Raw genomic sequence first — 21,009 nt, 5'->3', positions numbered from 1 at the left:
AACTTTAACCTACTGACGGTTAAAACATATCGATAAAACAATAAAAAAACCATTCAAATTATTTCCATAACAATTAGCTAATAATAAAATATCCAATGAATTATTTAAAGGAATAAGAATATATTTACTTCCAAAGTAACGATATTGCATTTATTACGTAAATCTACCACTCATTATAATTTCAAAAATAATAAGTTCTTAACTGTTATTTACCATAAGAAAAGGAAAAATAGAATTAAAAAGCCCTTTCAGAAAATAAAAGAGCTTATTGTCATATACTTACCAGATTGTCCAACCGGACATTTTGGCTTAACCTAAAGGTGTTACCTGTTTATTAGGTTATTAGGGTCTGCCGCTTTATTAGGATCTAATATCTTATTAGGATCTACTGCCTTATTAGGGTCTAACATCAGAATAATTGTATTTGTTACCTGATTCTGAGATGACCCAGCGTTCACTGGTTTCTGAGGCACTTCAGCACTCACTGGTTTCTGAGGCAACTGGGCATTCACTAATTTTGGATGCAGCGTATACATCCCGCCATTAAATGGATCAAATAAGAGCCAACCAATTAAACCACCAAATAAAAAATTACCCCCAATGTACCAACCATTGGCGCTCGCCTTAATTGGTAACGTGACAGACTCAGAATTATCTTTAGTAAAAGTCACCAGATAGTCTTTTTTACCGAAATAACTTCCATCAGATTTTTCTAAAATCACATCTTGGGGAGTTTTCCCTTGAGCAACAACCCTACCTAATTCATCTTTGATAGAGAACATGGCCCCTGATGGATTACTATCAACCTGAACATGCTGAGTTTTATCACCCACAATCGTAGCGCAACCGCTAGTAAACATCACAGCAGCCAAAGACAAGGCAGCAATATTATTCATGGTTAATCATTCACTTTGCTAACAAAAGCGGCGAGTATACATAAATCCACGCTTATGCACTAGAACTCATTAACTTTTATAAGCTGCCAATGTAACATCGTATTTGGCCTAGATGATGGCGACTTGCAACTAGCCTTACTACAGAAAGCTGAAATAGCCACTTCAAAAAACGCACCAACCGAAGTCAGTGCGTCAAATAAGTCAACTCATTGAAGCTTACTCATTTCTAAGCTGCCTGTACGGCAGTGAACCTCATAGGCTTCTTGAGCTTTTATTTGTTCCGTTTCTAAGCTGCCTGTACGGCAGTGAACTTCCAGTTGTCTCACTCGGCCATGGAGCAACATTTCTAAGCTGCCTGTACGGCAGTGAACTGTTACATATTAACTTCAACCTACTGACGATTAAAGCATATTTTAATAAAACAATGAAAAAACCCTTTTTTACAATAGAAACAATATTCCATTAAAAATCAATAAATTAAAATCAGCCCTTAAAAAAGGGTCAAAAATAAGGTACGGGGAAGGCTAACTTTCAACGATGGTTTAATTCATCATTACTAATTTAATTTACTTTATTTGGTGACAGTACAGCGTAATAATCAACTTTTTCCACTCCATTTGTCATCTGTCAATGCGGTTAATACGTGATCTTGCCAAACTCCATTAATCATCAGGTATTTCTTGGCATAACCTTCACGTTCAAAACCCAATCGTTCCAACAATTTCCCACTACGATGATTATCCGGCATATAATTAGCCATAATCCGATGCATCCCCTGTTGACGTTGCATATAACGGATAGCTGGTTGTAAAGCTTCGTACATCATCCCTTTTCCCTGCCACTTTTCACCAAGCGAATATCCCAAATAACAGGCATGAAAAGCCCCACGCAGAATATTACTGAAATTGGCAACACCAATAACTTCATTTTCATTTGGATCAAGTAGCAGAAAATGAAAAGCCGCACTCTGTCTTTGCATTTCTATGATTAAATTCAATCGGTTTATCCAGCCAGAAGGCTGGCAATGGCTTCTATCTCTGGTCGGCTCCCAAGGTTTAAGAAACTCGTGATTTTCTGAATAGTACTCAGCCAAACGATAAGCATCCCGCTCGTACACCAAACGCACCACCATTCGTTCCGTGATCAGACGAACTTTCGGTAAAGTGGAACTATAACCAAACATTATTTCTCCCTAACTATACCCGTCATCTTTCAAGTTGCCTTTTTGTTGGCTGCACTCACTCACCCCGGTCACATAGTTTCCTATGCTCCCAGGGATTCGTTCCCTTGCCGTCGCGATGCATCTTGAAATCCATAGGGTATATATTAATTTATCCGTTAAAAATTTAAGCTATTTATCTGTAAAAAACAGCTTCCAACCATTACTTTACGATAAAAAAATATTATCCATAACTCACTATCCTAATGATCGAATTAAGTACAAAATATAAAGCAACTATATGGTCCTCCCTATTTTACTACTCCAATGGTGAGCAATGTCACTGGTTTCACAAGCACGTAGCCTGGGTAAGTACTTCCTGTTATTCGATAACTTGCTGGTCGTTCTAGGTTTCTTCGTCGTTTTTCCTTTAATATCAATACATTTTGTTGAGCAACTGGGTTGGGCCGCACTGGTTGTCGGTTTTGCGCTTGGTTTACGTCAGTTTGTACAACAAGGTTTAGGCATTTTTGGTGGCGCAATTGCAGACCGTTTTGGCGCGAAGCCGATGATCGTCACCGGCATGCTGTTACGCGCCCTTGGTTTTGCTTTCATCGCCTTAGCCACCGAACCGTGGATACTGTGGCTTGCCTGTATATTATCCGCACTGGGAGGTACCTTATTTGATCCTCCCCGGACTGCACTGGTCATCAAACTAACCCGACCGCACGAACGTGGCCGTTTCTTCTCGCTGCTGTTAATGCAGGACAGTGCCGGTGCGGTTATCGGCGCACTAATTGGTAGCTGGCTGCTGCAATACGATTTCCAATTTGTCTGCTGGACAGGTGCCGGTGTTTTTGTTCTGGCAGCCATCTGGAATGCATTATTCCTCCCTGCCTACCGGATTTCTACTACTCGAACTCCCATCTGGGAAGGGATGGAGCGCGTTATTAAAGATCGTCGCTTCTTCACCTATGTATTGACGTTAACTGGCTATTTTATGCTGTCTGTCCAGGTAATGTTAATGTTCCCAATTATCGTCAACGAAATCGCCGGCACACCCGCCGCGGTAAAATGGATGTACGCAATTGAAGCAACCCTATCGCTCACTTTGCTGTATCCGATCGCCCGTTGGAGCGAAAAACGATTCCGGCTAGAACAGCGTCTAATGGCCGGGCTTTTCCTGATGAGCCTGAGTATGTTCCCAGTCGGTTTGATTGGTGAAATAAATACCTTATTTGGCCTTATTTGCCTGTTCTATCTCGGCACCGTTACCGCTGAACCTGCCCGTGAGACATTAAGTGCTTCACTCGCTGATCCACGTGCGCGTGGGAGTTATATGGGATTCAGCCGTCTTGGTCTGGCATTGGGTGGTGCCTTGGGTTATACCGGCGGTGGTTGGTTATATGATACCGGTCATGCTCTGCATATGCCGCAATTACCCTGGTTCCTGCTTGGGATTATTGGCTTGATAACGCTGTATGCCCTGCACCGTCAATTTAACCAACGTAAGATTGAATCTGCCATGCTGAGTGGCAATTAATGAGGTAAAATCTGCCCTCCAAAATAAAGGAGTCGATATGAGAAAATTTTTCTTGGGGGCAGTATTGCTGCTAGTGGGGTTAATCAGTGGTTGTGATCAGTTCAAAGATATCAGTATCAGCGAAGAGTTAATTAATGGTTATCTAGCAAAACACGTCCATTACCAGAAACAGATCGAATTACATGGTATTGCCAATGCGGATATTGAATTGACAGAACTATCCAGCCAAATTGGTCGAACAGAACCAAACAAAATAGCGTTAACTGGCCGTGCAAATGTAAATATTACATCCTTGCTTGGCCCAGCTAAAGCCGATATGAAACTCACCCTGAAAGCACAACCTGTTTTTGAGCAGGAAAAAGGGGCTATTTTTCTGAAAGAGTTGGAAATCGTTGATTACCAAATTACGCAGGAAAAAATGGAAAAACCGATTAACGCATTACTTCCTTATCTGAATAAATCACTCAGTGCTTTCTTTGATGTTCATCCTATTTATGTAATAAAAGCAGATCACAGTAAAGCTGAAGCCGCGGCTAAAACATTAGCAAAAAGGTTAGAAGTGAAACCTGGCAAATTAGTTATTATGCTGACCGATAAATAATTTTCATCAAAATATAGTAAAAAGGCAAATAATTCGACATTATTTGCCTTTTTATCATTTAAAAATTAAGAATCCAGTTCTTCTCTTAACGCCTGTAATGCTTCACGGGTTATCATTGCTAATGTCCGGTAGAAAACAGTTATTGCATGGGCTTCCACTTTCCCCAGAAATTGCCCACACCATGGCAGCAAATATTCATCAAACAGCACAATTTGCCCCTGAACCTCATCTTCTGCTGCCTGATCTTCCAGCCATGAAGCCCCTAATAACAGAGAACCAAACTGATCGACTGGCCCATCGGACAATGGCATTCCTCGTTCAGTCAAAAATTGACGAATATCGTTTTCACTCTCCCCGGTATAGTCAGAACGGCGGTCTGGTACGTTAGCATTATCTCCATAAAACAGTACCATATAATCAGCTTGCATTGCGGATAGATCGCAGTTTTGTTGCAAACGATCCAACAATGCATCTTGCTCCAATGGCCATGATTGCTTCAATTTACCTTCGACAATCATCGTCAGAAGTGGTTTCAAAATCGGGTCTTGCGGTTGACGATTAAATAAAGTCCCTAAAATACGGCAGACTATTGAAAATTCATTCATCTCAGTTTCCAAATAAATAGCAATTTTGCTGTTATTGTCTCCAATAGCCGCCCCTATTGTAAAGAGACGTTATTAATATCCTAGTTTTATATCCACAACGCCGGTTGATAATTCCCCTTTTTCAATTCGTCGAATATTTTCACTAATCGTATCCATAGCAATATCGGGAATAGTAATAGCCGCAACATGTGGCGTCACCGTTATACGGGGGTGAGTCCAGAACGGGTGCATCTCTGGTAGTGGTTCCTCAACAAACACATCCAATGAAGCCCCGGCGATATAACCTTTATCAATCGCCACCAACAGATCATGTTCTATTAAATGGGCACCTCGTGCGATATTAATCAGATATGACTTTGGTTTTAGCTGGCTAAACAGCGATAAATTCAGAATACCACGGGTTTTTGGTGTATCGGGCAGCAAATTGATAAGCACCTTGCTACCGGAGAGAAAATCGCCCAATTGATCTTCACCGTGAAAGTTACCTACATTATTAACCTGTTTTGGAGTACGGCTCCAACAACGCACAATAAAGCCCCATTCAACTAACGTCTGTGCAACACGGCTGCCCAGAACACCGGCACCCAACACACCCACAACAAAATCCTTGCGATCATGAGGTTCGAGTTGTTTCCACCTCCTCTGCCCTTGTTGCAGCTTATACTCATCCATGCGTCGCAAATAATGTAAAACCGTTGCTACCGCATACTCCTGCATTTGCAGCCCCATGCCTGCATCTTCAAGCCGCATCAGTGGCACACCGGCGGGTAACATCCCTGGTTTTTGTTGTTCCTGCTTTAAAATCGCCTCTACTCCTGCACCTAAAATAAAAATCCCCTTCAATCCAGAGCGATTTTCCAACATCTCATAGGGGGGATCCCAAACCATTGCATAATCCGCATGCTTATTATCGCCGCGTTTCCATTGGCGGATATTGACATTGGGCAATCGTTGCTGCATACCTTGAATCCACTGAGCAGCATCAAAAAAGGGGTGGTAAAAGATAATCTCCATGACTATTTATCCTCATCTTACATTTTCATACAGGGTTATCTGATGATTGAGTGTAGGTTGCAAGTCCCTTTGTTAATCATCATTACGAAAATTTTGAGAATGTTAAGTAGTTAACGAATTCATTTTTTTCTTATCAAAGGACTTGTACATTTTCTATTTTATCGGCATCAGGTGGATATCAATTCACCGCATTGACTCTTATTTAGCTAACCAATCAAAAAACCAAAGAAAAATATCAGAAGAGTGTTGACGCTTGTAACGCTTTTCCCTATAGTAGCGCCCCGTTGCAGCGACGATGTTAGACAAAGTTACTGGAATGAAAAAAATGGTGAGGTGTCCGAGAGGCTGAAGGAGCACGCCTGGAAAGTGTGTATACGTGAAAACGTATCGAGGGTTCGAATCCCTCCCTCACCGCCAAATTCGAAAGAAAGCTCAGGTTAAATACTTGGGCTTTTTTCTTATATATGCCCCCGATGCAGGGAGGGTCGAGAACCCTCGACTAGGGTTCGACCGCCAACGGCGGCCCGCAGGGTGAGCGCAGCGAATCCATCCCTCCTTTTCCTCCAAACCTTGGTTCAAATGATGTTGCGTAATAGGGAACACTTTGTTATAAGATTTCTTGTAGCGCAACACGGAGCGATAAGGAATGATAAAGAGTTTCAAACATAAGGGACTGCGCCAATTTTTTGAAAAAGGTGTTTCTATTGGAATTAACCCTCAACATGCAAACAAACTCCGCCAACGACTCGCTGTTATTAACGAAGCTGAGGATATAGGGGAAATCAACCTTCCCGGATACAATCTACATCCTTTAACGGGAAACAGGCAAGGACAGTGGGCAATTACCATTTCAGGAAATTGGCGTGTGACATTCGAATTTATCGATGGTGACGCGTACATAGTTAACTACGAGGATTATCACTAATGAAAATGTTTAACCCACCTCACCCAGGCGAAATTATTGCTGACTCTTTGGAAGAACTAGGTTTAGGAATTCGTGATCTAGCACGAGCACTAAATGTTGCTCCATCTACGGCTCAACGTTTAGTGTCGTGCAAAGCAGCAGTTACACCAGAGATGGCAATAAAACTGTCAAAAGTACTTGGTAGCTCTCCACGGCTGTGGCTAAAACTGCAAGAAACTTATAGCCTCGATAAAGCAGAAAAGACGGTTGATATTTCCAAACTGACTCCGTTATTTAAGCCTGTCCATTTATCTCACACCTAAAAGTCAACAACCTGAGCTCAGGTTACCACCTGGGCTTTTTACTTTCATAACACCAAAACGGCAATATATTTACCTCGAAAGCCTTGGACAAAAGATGTCAACTATCAAATGTTGGGACTAAACAGATATAAAAAACCACCCGAAGGTGGCTATTGCCGTTTCAAACATCTTCATCCAGTTTTTCACGATCTAATTCCAGTAATTCTTGGAATTCCTTTAATCCCCTTAATTCCTGGATTTTATTCTCTAAATCGGGGATCGTATGAACATCTGGACTCGTATAAATCAGTCGACTGGTTTCTATGCCTTCTTTGCCACACATTATATGTATATCAACTAATACCGTATTATTATCATAACCTATAGACATAGTTCCATTGTATTTTAGCGCATTTTCAAATTCTTCTTGTGATGGATACGATGATTCATCTCCGTACTTTTTCGTTAACGATTTGCTTACTGGCTTCACGAGGCGGCCAATATTAATCTCTAATCTTTTAAATTTTCCATTTAAAAAAAATGCCATTGCTTCACGCTTTTTGTTAGCAAACGAAAAGTCAGAACATGAATAAAGTGATACTTCTTCTATTTGAGAATTTCCCTCAAATTTTTCAAAATCACATAATCTTTTCGAAAGAAATTCTTCTTCTGTCATGCCAAACTTTGCATCTTTATACCCATCAACTGCCATTGCACCAAAGCTAATCATTCCCAATGCAAGCATAACTGCTAATTTTTTCATATTATCTCCTTTTGCTTTGAGCAATATAACAATGAAAATAGTGTTAAGCCAACCCCCACAAACCTCTATCAAGTCCCCAAATGCAGATGTTTTGGAGAATTTTTTCGCTATGCTCCCGGGAATTCACTCCCTTGCCATCGCGATGCATCTTGAAATCCATAGAGTATATCAACTATTAAATGCTTGGTTTAAGCTTAAAGCACACCCTTTCTGTGCCCTCGTATTGACGCGACGTAAAATCTCAACAAGTACACCAGGATATTGACCATATTCTCTGCTCATTATCCCGACATCATCGGTAACAATAAATGCCGGATAACTCGTTGATGACGCATCCATATAACTCATCAACCCCGGCATTCCATCAGGTACAGGTTTCAATGTTTCAGGATCAAGTGCTCGCGCATATACCCACGGCGGAACACGTTTACGTTGCATTTCATCCTCAAAGAAACAAGTGTTGAGTTCAACTTGATTAAATATATCGCGGATTTGACTAATATTATTGAGGTTGAACGTGTCGAACAAAAGATGATTAAAATCGTCGCGTTTCAGGGATTCTTTTTCGTAACTTTTCCAGCCGCCCCCCGTTATGATATACAGGCTTTTATCCCCAGAAAATAAGATATTTTTATCTTTCATATACTGGCAGAGCAAATAAATAAAGTATGGTGAACCGATAAGACAAATATCTTTACCTTGATTTTTTATTCGTTCAAGGCTATTCAATGTTTCAACAAAATCTATTCGTTCTTCCGCTACGGTAAATGTCGTGGGATATAATAATTCTACCAAGCTCATAACATATTTAAACCAAATGTTATGAGCATTAAATCTATCTGGCCCCAAGTTGACCAACTCCATTTGATGATCAAACCAACTACCAACATATTTCATGCCATAACTCACAGAGCCTAAGAGTCTCTCAATACTTAGTCTGTCACGCGCCACCTGACTTTTTAAACCACTCGTGCCACTACTGGTAAACCAACTTTCAATCTCGTTCTCCTGAGCAGTTAATAAGCGAGTAAACTTAAAAACTGATGTTGGGAATACAGGTATGTCATCAATTTCCGTAATATTGTCATCTACTTTGTGTGCCTGACAGTAGTGACGATATTCTTGACAATGTTTATAGTGATGACGAAATGCATCAAACACAAGTTTATTTCTGATTTTTTCCTGTTCATCGTAAGACCAAGCTAATGGATCGCTCGAAAAAATCAAATCATCAATTTCTGAGCTTGCGGTGATTTCTTGTTTATCAATATATGAAGTCATACCTGTTTTACCCCTCCCGATAATTTAGAGAGTATGGCAACAACGCTGCCATACTCTTTTACTACATGTGGTACTTTTTAATATTATCATTAACAATATTGATTACGTTTTTTTGGTGCATCAAGTCATTCATGGGTTCAAAGGATAGCAATACACTTTTTGCACCACACTTTTCAATTGCCAGCTTAGCCGCAGCTATACATTCCGTATAATCTCCGACAGCGTTTTCTGTGATTATCTCTTCAAGTTTATTTTCGAGATTTTCATTAGGATACCTTTCAAGAACATAATCACGGATAAATGCACGTGTCTCTTGTTTAGCTTTCTTACTATCTTCGTTATAGTTAACCAATACCATTAACTGATGATCTATCACTGATAAGTCAATGCTATATTTATCAGCAACGGCTTTATACCTTTCAGCATATTCATATCTAACATCATTGGAGTCATCCCACTTAAAGATGAGAGGAATGCCTTTTTTAGCAGCCCACTCAACAATATGATGACTGGTTGCTGTGACATATCTCCGAGGCCCTCCTTGGGTATAAGCATGGGGGTTTACAGATATTTTAGGGAAACTATAAAAATCGTTATCAGGATTACAATAGCCTGTTGTTAAAGCATCGTTAATAATTTCATAACACTCTTCAAATAGTTGCTGTTGATATTCAACAGGGCGATTAAAAAGACGCATTTCATCTTTTTTTTCACAATCACTAAACCCCAAAATAAATCTCCCTTCGCTTAATTGATCCAATAAACAAGCCTCCTCCGCTATTCGGACCGGATGATGAGTTGTAATAATGTGATTCAACGAGCCAATTTTAATTTTTTCTGTTAAACCGAGTAAAAAACCAGAAACAGTCAGAGGAGCACCGACAATACCATTACCTGAAAAATGATTTTCATACACCAAAATCTGTTCAAAATTCAACGTGTCAACATGCTCTGTTATTTCCTGCATGCGAACTATACTTTGTTCTTGAGCAGTTGTTGAATTGATGAAGTTAAGGAAGAACAATCCAAATTTCATTTCTTTTTCCTTAGCTACTATAATAGCGATCGTTGTTTTTCTTTAAGAAACGGCATGACATCAGACTGGAAGAGTTTCATGGAGGCAATAATTTCATCTACTGTTCCATTAGCTTCAAATCCACAACAGATATTTGATATTCCTGTGGCGTCAATGTCTTTTTGAATGATGTCAATGCATTCCTGCGGGGTTCCCACGGGATTGATTTCGTAACTGTAATCAATGCGGCGATTAGTATCTTTATGTCCTTTTAATACAAAGTCACGCCACTGCCCTTTATTGAAATCATAACCTCTTGTTTTGTCTGAATCATCAAAAATGGTCGTGGCATTCACATAAGAGTCATACCAATGCCCTAGAAAATTCCGACAAATCTCTTTCGCTTTATTTGAATCATGATCTACAGATGTTATATATGATAAACAATGGTCGATATTATGAATATCGTGCCCATATTCTTGAGCCACCTCGTTATAGAGCTCAAGTTGTGCTTTCTTTTCGTTAGTATTTATAATCCAACTTAATATCATTGGTAAACCAAATTGAGCGGCCCATTCAGTAGTCGAGGCTGATTCAGCAACCACATAAACAGGTGCTCCACCTTTACTATATACTGTCGGGTTTACTTTTACCTTATGGAACTTGATATGTTCATTATCAGCTTCCATATATCCCTCGGTCATTCCATTTTTTATCAACCCGTACCAGCATTCCGCTAAAGCGCGGCTGTTATTCATATCTGTGCCAAATACACGAAAGTCTTTGTTGTAAAGCCCCCGACAAATACCAAACCGAAATCGTCCTTTTGACATTTGATCCAATAAATTCACATCTTCAAGTTGGCGCACTGGATGAGCTGTGGGAAGAACAATAGCCGCAGTCCCTACATTCAATTTTTTGGTTGCACCAAGTAAATACGCAGCAGCGACATAAGGGTTACCAAGCAAACCAAACTCCGTGAAATGGTGCTCTAGTAACCATACAGTATCAAAACCACACTCCTCAGAAATACGACCTAATTTAACCAAACGTTTCATTACTTCTGTTTGAGAAAATTGGGGGGGTTGGTATGTAAGCAAAAAGTTTCCAAATTTCATAGTGAGTCCTTATATACCCGTCATCTTTCAAGTTGCCTCTTTGTTGGCTGCACTCGCTCACCCCGGTCACATAGTTATCTATGCTCCCGGGGATTCACTCCCTTGCCGTCGCGATGCATCTTGAAATCCATAGGGTATATTTCTATTTAAGTAATAGGTTTTAAGACAACGAAATTGCTTGATTTTCAATCTCAATTTTCATTCGACGTTCATTGACTGTCGCAATAGTTAGATGTTCAAATGAGGGTTCAATAATATCAATATCAATATCAATATCAATATCCAGACGATCATTATCCATCGCGATAGCGGCCTTCGTAACCGATTGATAAAAATTGCGCAGGACCACTAAGTTTTCACCCAAGTCATGAGAGCTTCCCAGCAAAGAATATATTTTGCATCGCTTACTACGAATATTTGATAACAATGTGATAACTTCATCTTGCTTTACCCAATTGTCATTATTTGCAGTAAAAGCAATAAACGGTATATCAAGATACATCATGCTATTAATTGTAGAAGTTAAATCTTCCCAGCCAAAATCAAGGCAATCTCTCGCAAAGACTTCAGCACCCAATTTATGGCCTTCAAAATCCAGATTATTCGGTAGTTCATCAATGGGTAAACTGAGATAATCAAATCCTAAAGCTCTTTCAAGCGTATATTTTAAGTTAACAACACCGACCGCGGTGATTAAAAACGAAACATTAATTTCAGATAGACTTGCATAAACTATCCGTGCAGATAAGCTTGAAGCCAAAATACCACGGTTATTTATTTTTCGTGTATTTAACCAATCAACAACGGCTAATAGACTCTGTTTTCCTATAGACATTGTAAATTCATCAATTGTCCCTGAACTCAACCCAACGTGGTGAAGTGAATCATAGCGAATCACATGAAACCCATTCTGCGATAAATATTCCGCCAAGCCAGCAAAATGATCCATCCTTCGGGCAAAGCCCGACGCAATAATAATGGTATTCTTTCTCTTTGGGCTGTTTTCTTCTGGCAGCGTTTCCCAAACATGAATTTTTTTATTTCCTTCAACACAAAGAACATGGTCGATGGTTTTATATTTGGATTTATTTTCCATTCTTTTTACCTATTATGGGACAAATACAAGGAATTTATCTTCTTCCAAGAATCGAGTCTGTTCTATTTCAACCGCAACATCCTTAGCAGTATAGTTAGATGGCCTCTCATGAGAAATATATGTCACTAATCGTTGTAACGGCCTCATTCCGTCATGAGATCCACCAACTCGAAATATGTTATTCATTCCTGCTTCTACAATCCTTTCCGCACCTCTTAATGCCAACGCATCTCGATACTTAAATGCTGATTCCCAAGGAAAAATAGATATGGTTTGCGTCTTATTTTTTTGAACATAAGGCAATATTTTCTCAATATTATCGACGTGATGAAGATACACACATCTGCCAAGTGGTTGATTAAATTCCACACCCGCATTTGACTCAATAATCATCCAACGTTGATGAATATCCACCTCTACTTTTAATCCAGCAAACAAGCTCTCTTTTTGGACTAAAGAATAGGCCGCCTTTTCATCAAAATCTTTTTTGGCGTTTGGTAATATATGCGCATATAGATTAAGTTTTTCTATCAACGCTAGCTTAAATTCTTCATAATGACTTCCCATGTAGTATATGTTTTGGGTGGAAAAACAAGCTCGCTGATCGTAAAAACAAATATCATGGGCCGCACCGGTAGCTGCTGATGTCAAGTCAACTGGGTTATCAATAATGCAAAAACTCTTCTTAGAACCAAATTTAATCACGTCAACATAAGGTGGCGCTTGTCCTACAGCCCAATTAATCGCATCTTCTCCTCCCCAAGCAACAATGACATCCGCATGTTGCATAATTTCTTTTGCGAGTGATATATCCCCTTGATGTTGCCAATATACAACAGACAAAGAGCGCGTTATCGGATGATTAGGATCTACATCGATAAAGCTTAACGCTAATGCATGAGCTGTAAAAGGATCGGTTGATGATGTTTTTATAATACACTGATTCTTGGTTAAAATTGCGCGCAATATAGACATGATCCCAGATAATGGAACATTACCTGCCAACAGATGTACAGACTTACCTTTTGGGAAAGCCTTAATATAACTCTCATCCTGAGGCAGCCACTCATCCATGATATGGCGAGAACCAAGCTCATTATTTACAACATCATAAAGGCCACCTTTAGAACATAAAATCATAGATATCCAGTTGGCCTCTAACTTGGCCATTGCTTCTGAATATCCCATATATTTTTTTAAATCACGAATGTATGTCCTGCGTCTTGAATATTCTTCATTTTTCCATCGTTGCCCTACCGTATAGAGAAAATTGACAATATTATGCAACCGTAATTTATTATTTTCATTATAATCAATAATGTTTTTTACATGAGAATCATTCAATATTGGCAGGTAAATACTATTACCACCAAAATTAATGGATTGTACTAAATCATCACTTTCGGGAAAGATTTCAACCTGACCATTAATAATGAATGAAATTTTTTTAGTCATATTTACCATCCATTTAATAGGGTAATTCCAACTTAAGTTGCTGTTTAACCATCTTATAAACTGGTTATCCTAACACTTGCTTATTTCACTTTTATGTTACGACGATAAAAATAACAAAATATCCAGAAAATAAAATTTATGATTATAAGAAACCTAAATTATAAATTTAATTATAAATAATAACACTCTGAACTTTCAGCTCAGAAGCATTAATGTAACCCGGCGCTCATAAATATAATTCCCTTTCCATTCTTAGTGTCTTTAAAATAGCAAAATAAAATTTTCATATCAACAAAATTTATTAATAAAAAATTTAAATCAGGGAAATCAAGGTCTTCTTTATGTGAGAAATATTCATGAAGATTATTAAATCGATTATTCATTCAATAAATCCTTATAATAACTTTTCAAAATAGTAGATCACTTGGAGGGAGCTTAGTCCAATTTTTGCGACCTGAACAATTGCAAAATAATCTCAAACTACTAAATGGACTGAGTTATCCCGGTCATAGCCCCATACTCTGCAATGAACGACGCCAGATGAAAAAAATTACCTGTTTATTCACCCTAATTGAATAAAATTGAACGCCTGTGGCAATCCCTGCGTGAAACAGTAACACGAAATCATTGCTGTCAGTATATGTGGCAGTTGCTCAAAAAAATGAAAATATTTTTTAATTCATTTTCCTATAGGAATAACAGAGAATAATAAAATAGGGTGTATCATAATTATAAAAAGTTATTTAGAGGGTGCAACATTAATCTTTTAATTTCTAGTTTTTTGGGTTTCATTCTTTTTCCCTTTCATGATATTTTTTATGAAAAAAATAGCGAAACGTATTAATTGAAATAATTAATGATATGAAACAGCTCGACAAAATAGTCTCCCCATTTGAGGAAATACAATCTGGTTTGAACGATTTAAGTAATCATTAAATCAACACATAACACTAACCGGCTCGAATTATGTCTATGATATCCCCAAATGAACAGCGCCTGATGCAAAAACTGTCCAGAAAAGACACTGCTTGCAGGCTTATGGCAATTCAAGTCAAAGTCTTCTGTTATCTGAATGCTGTGTACTGTAACGAGATCTGCAAAACATAAACATCAATATCACCTAAGCAACGAATTGATAAAGGGTTTCAAGATCTGATGTTATAGAATATCATCAAAATCAGATCTGAAATTGACCAATTTAGCCGTAACTAGTAACTAACTTAACCAATTTAAACGTGGATCTATCATGACAAATAGAAATGTTATCTGGTTAGTAAGGCCCGTAGGTTATCAGGCCATTTTGAAACGTTGCCCTGGCTGTGAAGTAAAAAAGGCGTTTTATCCAGCCGGCACTTTTAGGGTTAATGCGCAGAAAAAAGTCTTAGATGTGTGGAGTATCTATAAATGTGAGAAATGTGATTACACCTGGAATATTGATATTTTTTCCAGGATTCATGTCAACAAATTGGAAAGCAATTTGTATGAACGGTTTTTGCATAATGATCAAGATGAAATACGACGGTATGCATTTGATTACCGCGTATTGGCAAAAAATAGAGCTGAACTCGGCGCTGCTCCTGACTTTATCATCGAAGGTAAAAAGCTTCAGGACATCGCTCAAATTCCAGCGGCAGAGATCACAATTCAGCTTGAATATCCCATTCCTATCAGGTTGATCTCAATCTTGACCAAAAAGCTCGCATTGTCACGTAGTCGAGTGGAGAAGCTCGTTGGGCAAGGCACTATTCAGGGGGTAACGGAAACGGAATTAAACAAAAAGTTGAAACGTGATATCACTCTTAGCGTTAACGTTAACAATTTATTGCAAGAATATGATAATTATGGCGTCTAAATGACGCCAGATTTCCTGGAGATGACATAGGCAGTAAAAATGAATGAAATGAATACGATAAAAAAATGGTGGGTGCTCACTGCTGTTTCAGTCGCGTTATCGCTGGTTGCTATCGATATGACCGTGTTATATACCGCGTTACCGAGTCTGACCCACAGTTTGGGGGCGAATACAACGGAAAAGTTATGGATAGTGAATATCTATCCTCTTGTCGTCTCTGGGCTGTTGCTAGGCGCGGGTACCTTGGGAGATCGTATCGGGCATAAACGGTTGTTTGTTTATGGTCTCATCATCTTTGGCTTCTCATCCTTGATAGCGGCCTACTCCTATTCGCCAGAAATGTTGGTGGTTTCTCGGGCATTATTAGGGGTTGGGGCGGCAATCATGATGCCTGCCACACTGTCGATTATCGCTTTGACATTCGAAGATGAAGATGAGAAATCATTTGCCATTGGGATTTGGACAGCGGTTGCTTCTGGCGGCGCGGCAATAGGTCCCCTGATTGGCGGCGTATTGCTTGAATATTTTTGGTGGGGATCAGTGTTTCTGATCAACGTTCCTCTGGTGATTTTGACACTCATTCTGTCGTGGTTGTTTGTCCCAACAGCGAAAACAGATTCGTCTCACCCGTGGGATCTTATTGGCTCATTGCAGATCATGGTTGTCTTGATAAGCTTCGCCTATGCCATCAAAGAATTTGCCAAACGGGAGCCTTCTTATATCGGAATATTGATAACTTCCACCCTGACGATAGGTTTTCTGACGTTGTTCATTCGACGGCAAAAACGCAGTGTGCATCCGTTGATTGATTTTGACCTGTTCAAAAGCCCGGCCTTCTCATCTGCGGTTATCGCCGGGCTGGTGGCTTCCGCCTGTTTGATGGGCCTTAATCTGGTGTTAAGCCAGCGTTTGCAACTGGTATTATCATTAACGCCTTTGCAATCCGGGCTCTATTTTCTGCCATTCTCATTGGGTGCGATTGTTGCAAGTCCTGTGAGTGGTTGGGTTCTTCCTCGCTTAGGGAGTGCACGCTTCCTTATAACCTCGTTGTTGATGTATGCCATTGCCATACTGGCGCTCATGGCGAGTTTTTCAACGCCGCTACCTTTGCAGATAATTTGCTTTTTTGCGCTCGGGACATGTCTTGGAGCAACAATGACTGCGGCATCCAGTACTATCATGCAGGCAGCACCGCCTAATCGGGCAGGGATGGCGGCGTCCGTTGAAGAAGTTTCCTATGAATTGGGTGGGGGATTGGGCATTGCGATCATGGGTAGCATTATGTCATTTATCTATAGCTATTTCATTGAAATTCCAGTGGATTCTCCTATCTACGATGTGGCTAAAGATGGTATTGATGGCGCATTGATTGCGGCAAAAGAGATGGCGCCGGATGCGGGGCAGGCTTTGGTCAGCCTTGCTAAGTCAGCATTTGATGATGCTGTTTTTTCTGTGATGGGTGCTGCGTCCCTGTTTCTTCTGATGATGGCGGTGTTGGTGTGGTTCAATTTCCGCCGCTCCTCACAGAGTGATGCATCTCATGCCGCGATTCATCGTCAGTGAAATAGATGAGCCGGATTGATTGTACTCATCGTTTCTTAATAGGAAATTAATGGTTGAATAAGGGAACCGCTTTTTGGCTGGTTCCCTGACCTAACACACCGGCGACTAGTCGGGTAAGTTCCTCGACCCAGTATTCTGGGCGGCCTCTTTTCTCTATCTATACCCTATGGATTTCAAGATGCATCGCGACGGCAAGGGAGTGAATCCCTGGGAGCATAGATAACGATGTGACCGGGGTGAGCGAGTGCAGCCAACAAAGAGGCAACTTGAAAGATAACGGGTATATATGTAGAAGAGTTCATAAAAGCCGTAAAGTGAGGGTATGGTTAAAACAAAACATTAACCAAATTACTTATTTGATAGTAATAATGTATTAATTATTTTGGTCCAGCTCAAATATCTGGATTGATTCGTGGAGGTTTCTTTTTTTATTGCTACTTTTAAAATCGTCACTGTGTTTTTAGTACCTGAATAAATGACGCTAATTATCATTCCATGTGGGTAGCCGGGCTATCAATTCCCGTTTTTTTACTCTGCATGTTCGCTTTCTCTGGTAGTCAAAAGTAAACGCTGTGTTATTCGACTAATTTGTATGCAGAAGAGTATGAAGTCTGCATAACGTTTTAATTTCGTTTCTGCCCGCAGGGCTTGCAATGGAAAGGTGAATATTATGCGTGTTCAATTAGGGCAATTATATGATTTGCGATATTCGCTGAGCGTTGATCAGTTGTGTGTCGGTGAAGTATTAATGCCCTTGGAGCGATTGGCACCGGCACATCTTAAGGTAGCGATTGAATATCTATTGCATAAGTATTCTGTTCTGAGAGCACGGTTTGTTGGTAGCGGGATGAATATGAAGATGGATTTCGTGCCGCCTAGCCGTGAATTATTGCATCAGGTTTTTGAAGTTAGAGAGCAAACCGATAGTCCATGTGATCGCCGGCGCTTAATATCAAACTACATTGCTGAGGTTAGGGCTGCCATGAATTTGGCAAATCCGCCGTTATTGCGTTATTGCTTGTTTGATGGCAATTGTGCCCGTGATCAAAGATTGGTATTGATATTCAATCATCTGGTCTGTGACGGTATTTCCAGCAGGATCTTATGGCGAGATCTTTCAAAGGCATACAGAATGTCAGTGAATGGTCAGCCCCTTGCGCTTGAGAATGCCACAAATTATGAGCAATTTTGTGCTGAATTGTATGAACAACATCGGCAAATCGTAAAAGCCGCTATCCCTGATGATGAACAACAAGTTGAACAACCTACCCTGAATATTCTCGGCGGGCGGAGTGTTGAGTCACTACCCATTAGTAGATTGTCTGAGGCCGTCACAGAAGTCAGGCAGCTTGATGGTGAAGCCTTAAACAGGATACGCCTTTTGGCTAAGCAACATCGTGTTAGTGTTGCAGATTTGTTGTTAGGTGGTTGGTTAAAGGCGCTAGCGGCTGTTTTTGGGAAGGGTAGCCTGAATATGCTGTTGTGGGTCAGTCCTCATTTTGTGGGGTATTGGGAAACCTCGGTGGTTAATCTTGTCGGGTCAGTATCATTTCCAATCACAGTTAAGTTTAATATTGATCCAGATCCATCGTTGGATAGCACCCTCCAGCACACGGTACAAGCGTTCAATCACGCGATGGAAAAAGCGGCGGATTATGCTGCAACTTACTTTGTGCCTAATTCCATCTTTGGATGGCCTGAACTTCCTGCAATTTCTTTTAATTTCATTGGTGATCAACGACGGTCCCCCAATGTTATTGGTTATGAACTGTCGCCTGAAAAAATACGTATTGGGAAACCGGATCAAGATGCGCAAGAGATACCATTGAGCATGGATATAGAGATCTATGCTGATACGATGGAGGTCACTATTTCTTCCAGACCAGATTGCCATCTACAGATTTTACCACCTCGTTTAATGGATCTTTGGTTAGACATAATTGGAGAACTTGGAATTGAACAGCCATTTTTCTCTGGTTATTAATAGCATACCTCACCATTTTTTCGCCTTTTATGGTCGCATAAATAGTAGCACTGTTGTTCTCTGGCACTAATCGTTGCTGATTGGTTGAAGAGTTCGCGTTAACAAATGTGCGAAGAGGGATATGGGGAAGTCAGAAGGTTCATAGGCATAAAATTTGACGTATGGGGGACGAAAGCCTGATGCGTCTTGATAATATGCAGCTTAAAACGGGCTACACGTGTGATGTATTGTTTCGTGATTTGGAGAAGAGTGGCATGCAACTATTCAATCTGGATTGGGTGAAACGTAATATCGTATTGCCCAATGTTCCGTTATTAACTCAATGTACTGTCATTAGTAGAAACGCCAATTTTACTCACCATGTGAAGGAGTTGCTTGAAGTGAAGGGAATTGATGTTGTTGGTATTGATCTTGTTGCAGATCCTGCCTCTCAAATTGATGCAATAGGGAACACGGACACCCTGATCTATTTAGCTAGCCACGAGGAGTTCTTGAACGCTGCGGATATTGTGGCTAATGAATTACGTGAGTTAGAAAGTTTACGTCTTATTGCTAACAGAATTGCCGAGCGCCATCACGAAGCAAAAACGCAACTTTGGGTTCTTACTCAAGGTGTGCAGGTGTCTGGCGAGCATTTTAATACGGTAGGCTTGTCTGGTAGTAGTTTATGGGGATTAGGCCGGGTCATTGCCAAAGAGTACCCATATATTGAAGTTGGCTTGATTGATTTGCCGGTTAAACAGGTTGGGGACGAAGAGATAACATCGGTTCTTGCCATCATGCCAAATCAGCATGAACAGAGGGAGTTTCTCGTTCGTGATCAATGTACTTGTCAGCGTCAGGTTAGACCGTTAGCAGTTAGCCAAGAAAAGACGGAGATAAAACAGAATGCGAACTATCTTATCACCGGCGGGTTTGGCGATACCGGGCGTATGCTGGCCGAGAATCTGTTTGCGGCTGGGGCAAGGCACGTCACGTTGATGGGACACTCCGCTCCGTCGGTTAATTTAATTACTGAGTCTGAACAACGAAAAGCACAGGGTTGCAATCTCCGTTTGTTCCAAGGTGATGTAGCTGATATTGAGGACGTCAAAGCAATATTGCGACGTATCGATAGAACAGGTCACCCTTTACGGGGGATCTACCATTTGGCAAGCGCCGTTGAAGGCGATCTGCTTACCACGTTAAACAACCGTTCGGTTGAAAAAGTTTTCCGCCAGAAAATAGCGGGAATCTGGAACCTACATCTGGCAACTCAAGAGCTAAGCCTAGATGGATTCATTACATTTTCCCCACTGTCAGAGATTATTGGAGTTGCAGGTCAGGGGGCATATGCTGCCGCGAACACATTCGTGGATGCTTTGATGAGATATCGGGTCGCGACTGGGTTACCAGGCACGGGGATCACATGGAAGCTTGAGGGTGATATTAAAAATGTCATAGATACCGTCATCAGCGCGGATATTCCTCATTATGCCAAGCTGATTGCTGGAAACTTTAGTCAGGTTGCTCTGGAGAGGATGATTTACCGGCAAGAGCCGGTGAATGATATAGAGCCTACTTTCAGTTCTACGCAAATTGATGATGTGGTCACGCCAGAAAAACCTTCCCATGAAGAGCAACGTCAGGCAATGACTGAAATAGTGATAGAAGAGCTTAAAAAATTGGTTGCAGGAGGAAACGTTACTGCCGACACGAAGTTGAATGAGATTGATATGGACTCTATGTCAGCCATTACGATTGCTCAGCGGTTGCGTGGAATCATTGGGAAATTAATCCCCATGTCTGTCTTTTTTGACGACTGTAGCATTTCTGAGCTGGTTGAAAAGTTGAAACGCTATTTCTAACGAGCCGTTGA

At 40.4% G+C, this 21,009-nt stretch carries 19 protein-coding genes, 1 tRNA gene and 2 pseudogenes; 11 read left to right on the top strand and 11 right to left on the bottom strand.

What is annotated here, in order from left to right; genetic code table 11:
* Positions 1 to 497: 497 nt before the first annotated feature.
* Both LGZ98_RS03275 and rimJ read right to left on the bottom strand, forming a co-directional pair.
* Positions 498 to 896, bottom strand: a pseudogene (locus LGZ98_RS03275) (hypothetical protein); the annotation flags it as partial.
* 598 nt (positions 897 to 1,494) lie between these two features.
* Entirely contained in the window at positions 1,495 to 2,079 is a 585-nt protein-coding gene (rimJ, locus tag LGZ98_RS03270) for a ribosomal protein S5-alanine N-acetyltransferase (RefSeq protein ID WP_036778615.1), read from the bottom strand.
* Between the two features lie 313 nt (positions 2,080 to 2,392).
* Between rimJ and mdtH the strand changes: the two genes are divergently transcribed.
* Positions 2,393 to 3,598, top strand: coding sequence for a multidrug efflux MFS transporter MdtH (gene mdtH, locus LGZ98_RS03265; RefSeq protein WP_113024419.1), 1,206 nt, complete (start codon positions 2,393 to 2,395; stop codon positions 3,596 to 3,598).
* A gap of 37 nt (positions 3,599 to 3,635) precedes the next feature.
* Complete coding sequence (locus LGZ98_RS03260) at positions 3,636 to 4,199, top strand: lipoprotein (protein WP_262977714.1); 564 nt, start codon at positions 3,636 to 3,638, stop codon at positions 4,197 to 4,199.
* Between the two features lie 65 nt (positions 4,200 to 4,264).
* Here LGZ98_RS03260 and LGZ98_RS03255 read toward each other — a convergent pair whose 3' ends face one another.
* Together LGZ98_RS03255 and ghrA are read right to left on the bottom strand one after the other, a co-directional pair.
* Complete coding sequence (locus LGZ98_RS03255; RefSeq protein ID WP_113040661.1) at positions 4,265 to 4,804, bottom strand: TorD/DmsD family molecular chaperone; 540 nt, start codon at positions 4,802 to 4,804, stop codon at positions 4,265 to 4,267.
* A gap of 72 nt (positions 4,805 to 4,876) precedes the next feature.
* Positions 4,877 to 5,818, bottom strand: coding sequence for a glyoxylate/hydroxypyruvate reductase GhrA (ghrA, locus tag LGZ98_RS03250; protein WP_262977713.1), 942 nt, complete (start codon positions 5,816 to 5,818; stop codon positions 4,877 to 4,879).
* A 327-nt stretch (positions 5,819 to 6,145) separates the two neighbouring features.
* Between ghrA and LGZ98_RS03245 the strand changes: the two genes are divergently transcribed.
* From LGZ98_RS03245 to LGZ98_RS03235, 3 genes are all read left to right on the top strand, one after another.
* Positions 6,146 to 6,235: transfer RNA gene (locus LGZ98_RS03245), tRNA-Ser, on the top strand.
* A gap of 229 nt (positions 6,236 to 6,464) precedes the next feature.
* Entirely contained in the window at positions 6,465 to 6,743 is a 279-nt protein-coding gene (locus tag LGZ98_RS03240; protein WP_036814248.1) for a type II toxin-antitoxin system RelE/ParE family toxin, read from the top strand.
* Positions 6,743 to 7,045 (top strand): HigA family addiction module antitoxin, encoded by a 303-nt coding sequence (locus LGZ98_RS03235; protein ID WP_011146340.1) that lies wholly within the window; start codon positions 6,743 to 6,745, stop codon positions 7,043 to 7,045. Before LGZ98_RS03240 ends, LGZ98_RS03235 begins: the two co-directional genes overlap by 1 nt.
* Before the next feature lie 160 nt (positions 7,046 to 7,205).
* Here the strand turns inward: LGZ98_RS03235 and LGZ98_RS03230 are convergent, their stop codons facing one another.
* The 7 genes from LGZ98_RS03230 to luxC all read right to left on the bottom strand — a co-directional run bounded on the left by LGZ98_RS03230 (position 7,206) and on the right by luxC (position 13,752).
* Entirely contained in the window at positions 7,206 to 7,787 is a 582-nt protein-coding gene (locus LGZ98_RS03230) for an HI_1492 family protein (RefSeq protein WP_011146339.1), read from the bottom strand.
* A gap of 168 nt (positions 7,788 to 7,955) precedes the next feature.
* A complete protein-coding gene (gene luxE / locus LGZ98_RS03225; RefSeq protein WP_262977712.1) occupies positions 7,956 to 9,068 on the bottom strand; it encodes a long-chain-fatty-acid--protein ligase LuxE in 1,113 nt (370 codons plus the stop codon).
* A 61-nt stretch (positions 9,069 to 9,129) separates the two neighbouring features.
* A complete protein-coding gene (gene luxB, locus LGZ98_RS03220; protein WP_113040664.1) occupies positions 9,130 to 10,104 on the bottom strand; it encodes a luciferase subunit beta in 975 nt (324 codons plus the stop codon).
* Between the two features lie 17 nt (positions 10,105 to 10,121).
* The gene (luxA, locus tag LGZ98_RS03215) at positions 10,122 to 11,141 is read right to left on the bottom strand and encodes a luciferase subunit alpha (protein ID WP_229015742.1); all 1,020 of its coding nucleotides are present in this window, start codon (positions 11,139 to 11,141) and stop codon (positions 10,122 to 10,124) included.
* The gene (locus tag LGZ98_RS03210) at positions 11,125 to 11,271 is read right to left on the bottom strand and encodes a hypothetical protein (protein WP_228900233.1); all 147 of its coding nucleotides are present in this window, start codon (positions 11,269 to 11,271) and stop codon (positions 11,125 to 11,127) included. Before LGZ98_RS03210 ends, luxA begins: the two co-directional genes overlap by 17 nt.
* Positions 11,272 to 11,361: 90 nt before the next feature.
* The gene (locus tag LGZ98_RS03205; RefSeq protein WP_113040666.1) at positions 11,362 to 12,297 is read right to left on the bottom strand and encodes an acyl transferase; all 936 of its coding nucleotides are present in this window, start codon (positions 12,295 to 12,297) and stop codon (positions 11,362 to 11,364) included.
* A 12-nt stretch (positions 12,298 to 12,309) separates the two neighbouring features.
* On the bottom strand, positions 12,310 to 13,752 hold the full coding sequence (gene luxC / locus LGZ98_RS03200; RefSeq protein ID WP_262977711.1) for a long-chain-fatty-acyl-CoA reductase LuxC: 1,443 nt from the start codon (positions 13,750 to 13,752) through the stop codon (positions 12,310 to 12,312).
* A gap of 550 nt (positions 13,753 to 14,302) precedes the next feature.
* Here luxC and LGZ98_RS03195 point away from each other — a divergent pair.
* The 6 genes and pseudogenes from LGZ98_RS03195 to LGZ98_RS03170 all read left to right on the top strand — a co-directional run.
* A pseudogene (locus LGZ98_RS03195) lies at positions 14,303 to 14,461 on the top strand (IS630 family transposase); the annotation flags it as partial.
* 537 nt (positions 14,462 to 14,998) lie between these two features.
* Complete coding sequence (locus tag LGZ98_RS03190) at positions 14,999 to 15,604, top strand: DUF1062 domain-containing protein (RefSeq protein WP_228900240.1); 606 nt, start codon at positions 14,999 to 15,001, stop codon at positions 15,602 to 15,604.
* A 48-nt stretch (positions 15,605 to 15,652) separates the two neighbouring features.
* On the top strand, positions 15,653 to 17,167 hold the full coding sequence (locus LGZ98_RS03185; protein WP_228900282.1) for an MFS transporter: 1,515 nt from the start codon (positions 15,653 to 15,655) through the stop codon (positions 17,165 to 17,167).
* 227 nt (positions 17,168 to 17,394) lie between these two features.
* A complete protein-coding gene (locus LGZ98_RS03180; RefSeq protein ID WP_262977710.1) occupies positions 17,395 to 17,544 on the top strand; it encodes a hypothetical protein in 150 nt (49 codons plus the stop codon).
* Positions 17,545 to 17,837: 293 nt separating this feature from the next.
* Entirely contained in the window at positions 17,838 to 19,151 is a 1,314-nt protein-coding gene (locus tag LGZ98_RS03175; protein ID WP_262977709.1) for a condensation domain-containing protein, read from the top strand.
* A 161-nt stretch (positions 19,152 to 19,312) separates the two neighbouring features.
* A complete protein-coding gene (locus LGZ98_RS03170; RefSeq protein WP_262977708.1) occupies positions 19,313 to 20,998 on the top strand; it encodes a beta-ketoacyl reductase in 1,686 nt (561 codons plus the stop codon).
* Positions 20,999 to 21,009: the final 11 nt, after the last annotated feature.

Origin of the sequence: Photorhabdus kayaii (genome assembly GCF_025384895.1) — a bacterium.
Classification (GTDB): Bacteria; Pseudomonadota; Gammaproteobacteria; order Enterobacterales; family Enterobacteriaceae; genus Photorhabdus; species Photorhabdus kayaii.
This window is presented reverse-complemented; position numbering and strand designations above follow the sequence as displayed.

What these genes read in the sequence shown, in the direction of transcription:
- rimJ (WP_036778615.1), bottom strand. Translation starts at nt 2,079, where the DNA reads ATGTTTGGTTATAGTTCCACTTTACCGAAAGTTCGTCTGATCACGGAA.
- mdtH (WP_113024419.1), top strand. Translation starts at nt 2,393, where the DNA reads ATGTCACTGGTTTCACAAGCACGTAGCCTGGGTAAGTACTTCCTGTTA.
- LGZ98_RS03260 (WP_262977714.1), top strand. Translation starts at nt 3,636, where the DNA reads ATGAGAAAATTTTTCTTGGGGGCAGTATTGCTGCTAGTGGGGTTAATC.
- LGZ98_RS03255 (WP_113040661.1), bottom strand. Translation starts at nt 4,804, where the DNA reads ATGAATGAATTTTCAATAGTCTGCCGTATTTTAGGGACTTTATTTAAT.
- ghrA (WP_262977713.1), bottom strand. Translation starts at nt 5,818, where the DNA reads ATGGAGATTATCTTTTACCACCCCTTTTTTGATGCTGCTCAGTGGATT.
- LGZ98_RS03240 (WP_036814248.1), top strand. Translation starts at nt 6,465, where the DNA reads ATGATAAAGAGTTTCAAACATAAGGGACTGCGCCAATTTTTTGAAAAA.
- LGZ98_RS03235 (WP_011146340.1), top strand. Translation starts at nt 6,743, where the DNA reads ATGAAAATGTTTAACCCACCTCACCCAGGCGAAATTATTGCTGACTCT.
- LGZ98_RS03230 (WP_011146339.1), bottom strand. Translation starts at nt 7,787, where the DNA reads ATGAAAAAATTAGCAGTTATGCTTGCATTGGGAATGATTAGCTTTGGT.
- luxE (WP_262977712.1), bottom strand. Translation starts at nt 9,068, where the DNA reads ATGACTTCATATATTGATAAACAAGAAATCACCGCAAGCTCAGAAATT.
- luxB (WP_113040664.1), bottom strand. Translation starts at nt 10,104, where the DNA reads ATGAAATTTGGATTGTTCTTCCTTAACTTCATCAATTCAACAACTGCT.
- luxA (WP_229015742.1), bottom strand. Translation starts at nt 11,141, where the DNA reads ATGAAACGTTTGGTTAAATTAGGTCGTATTTCTGAGGAGTGTGGTTTT.
- LGZ98_RS03205 (WP_113040666.1), bottom strand. Translation starts at nt 12,297, where the DNA reads ATGGAAAATAAATCCAAATATAAAACCATCGACCATGTTCTTTGTGTT.
- luxC (WP_262977711.1), bottom strand. Translation starts at nt 13,752, where the DNA reads ATGACTAAAAAAATTTCATTCATTATTAATGGTCAGGTTGAAATCTTT.
- LGZ98_RS03190 (WP_228900240.1), top strand. Translation starts at nt 14,999, where the DNA reads ATGACAAATAGAAATGTTATCTGGTTAGTAAGGCCCGTAGGTTATCAG.
- LGZ98_RS03185 (WP_228900282.1), top strand. Translation starts at nt 15,653, where the DNA reads ATGAATACGATAAAAAAATGGTGGGTGCTCACTGCTGTTTCAGTCGCG.
- LGZ98_RS03175 (WP_262977709.1), top strand. Translation starts at nt 17,838, where the DNA reads ATGCGTGTTCAATTAGGGCAATTATATGATTTGCGATATTCGCTGAGC.
- LGZ98_RS03170 (WP_262977708.1), top strand. Translation starts at nt 19,313, where the DNA reads ATGGGGGACGAAAGCCTGATGCGTCTTGATAATATGCAGCTTAAAACG.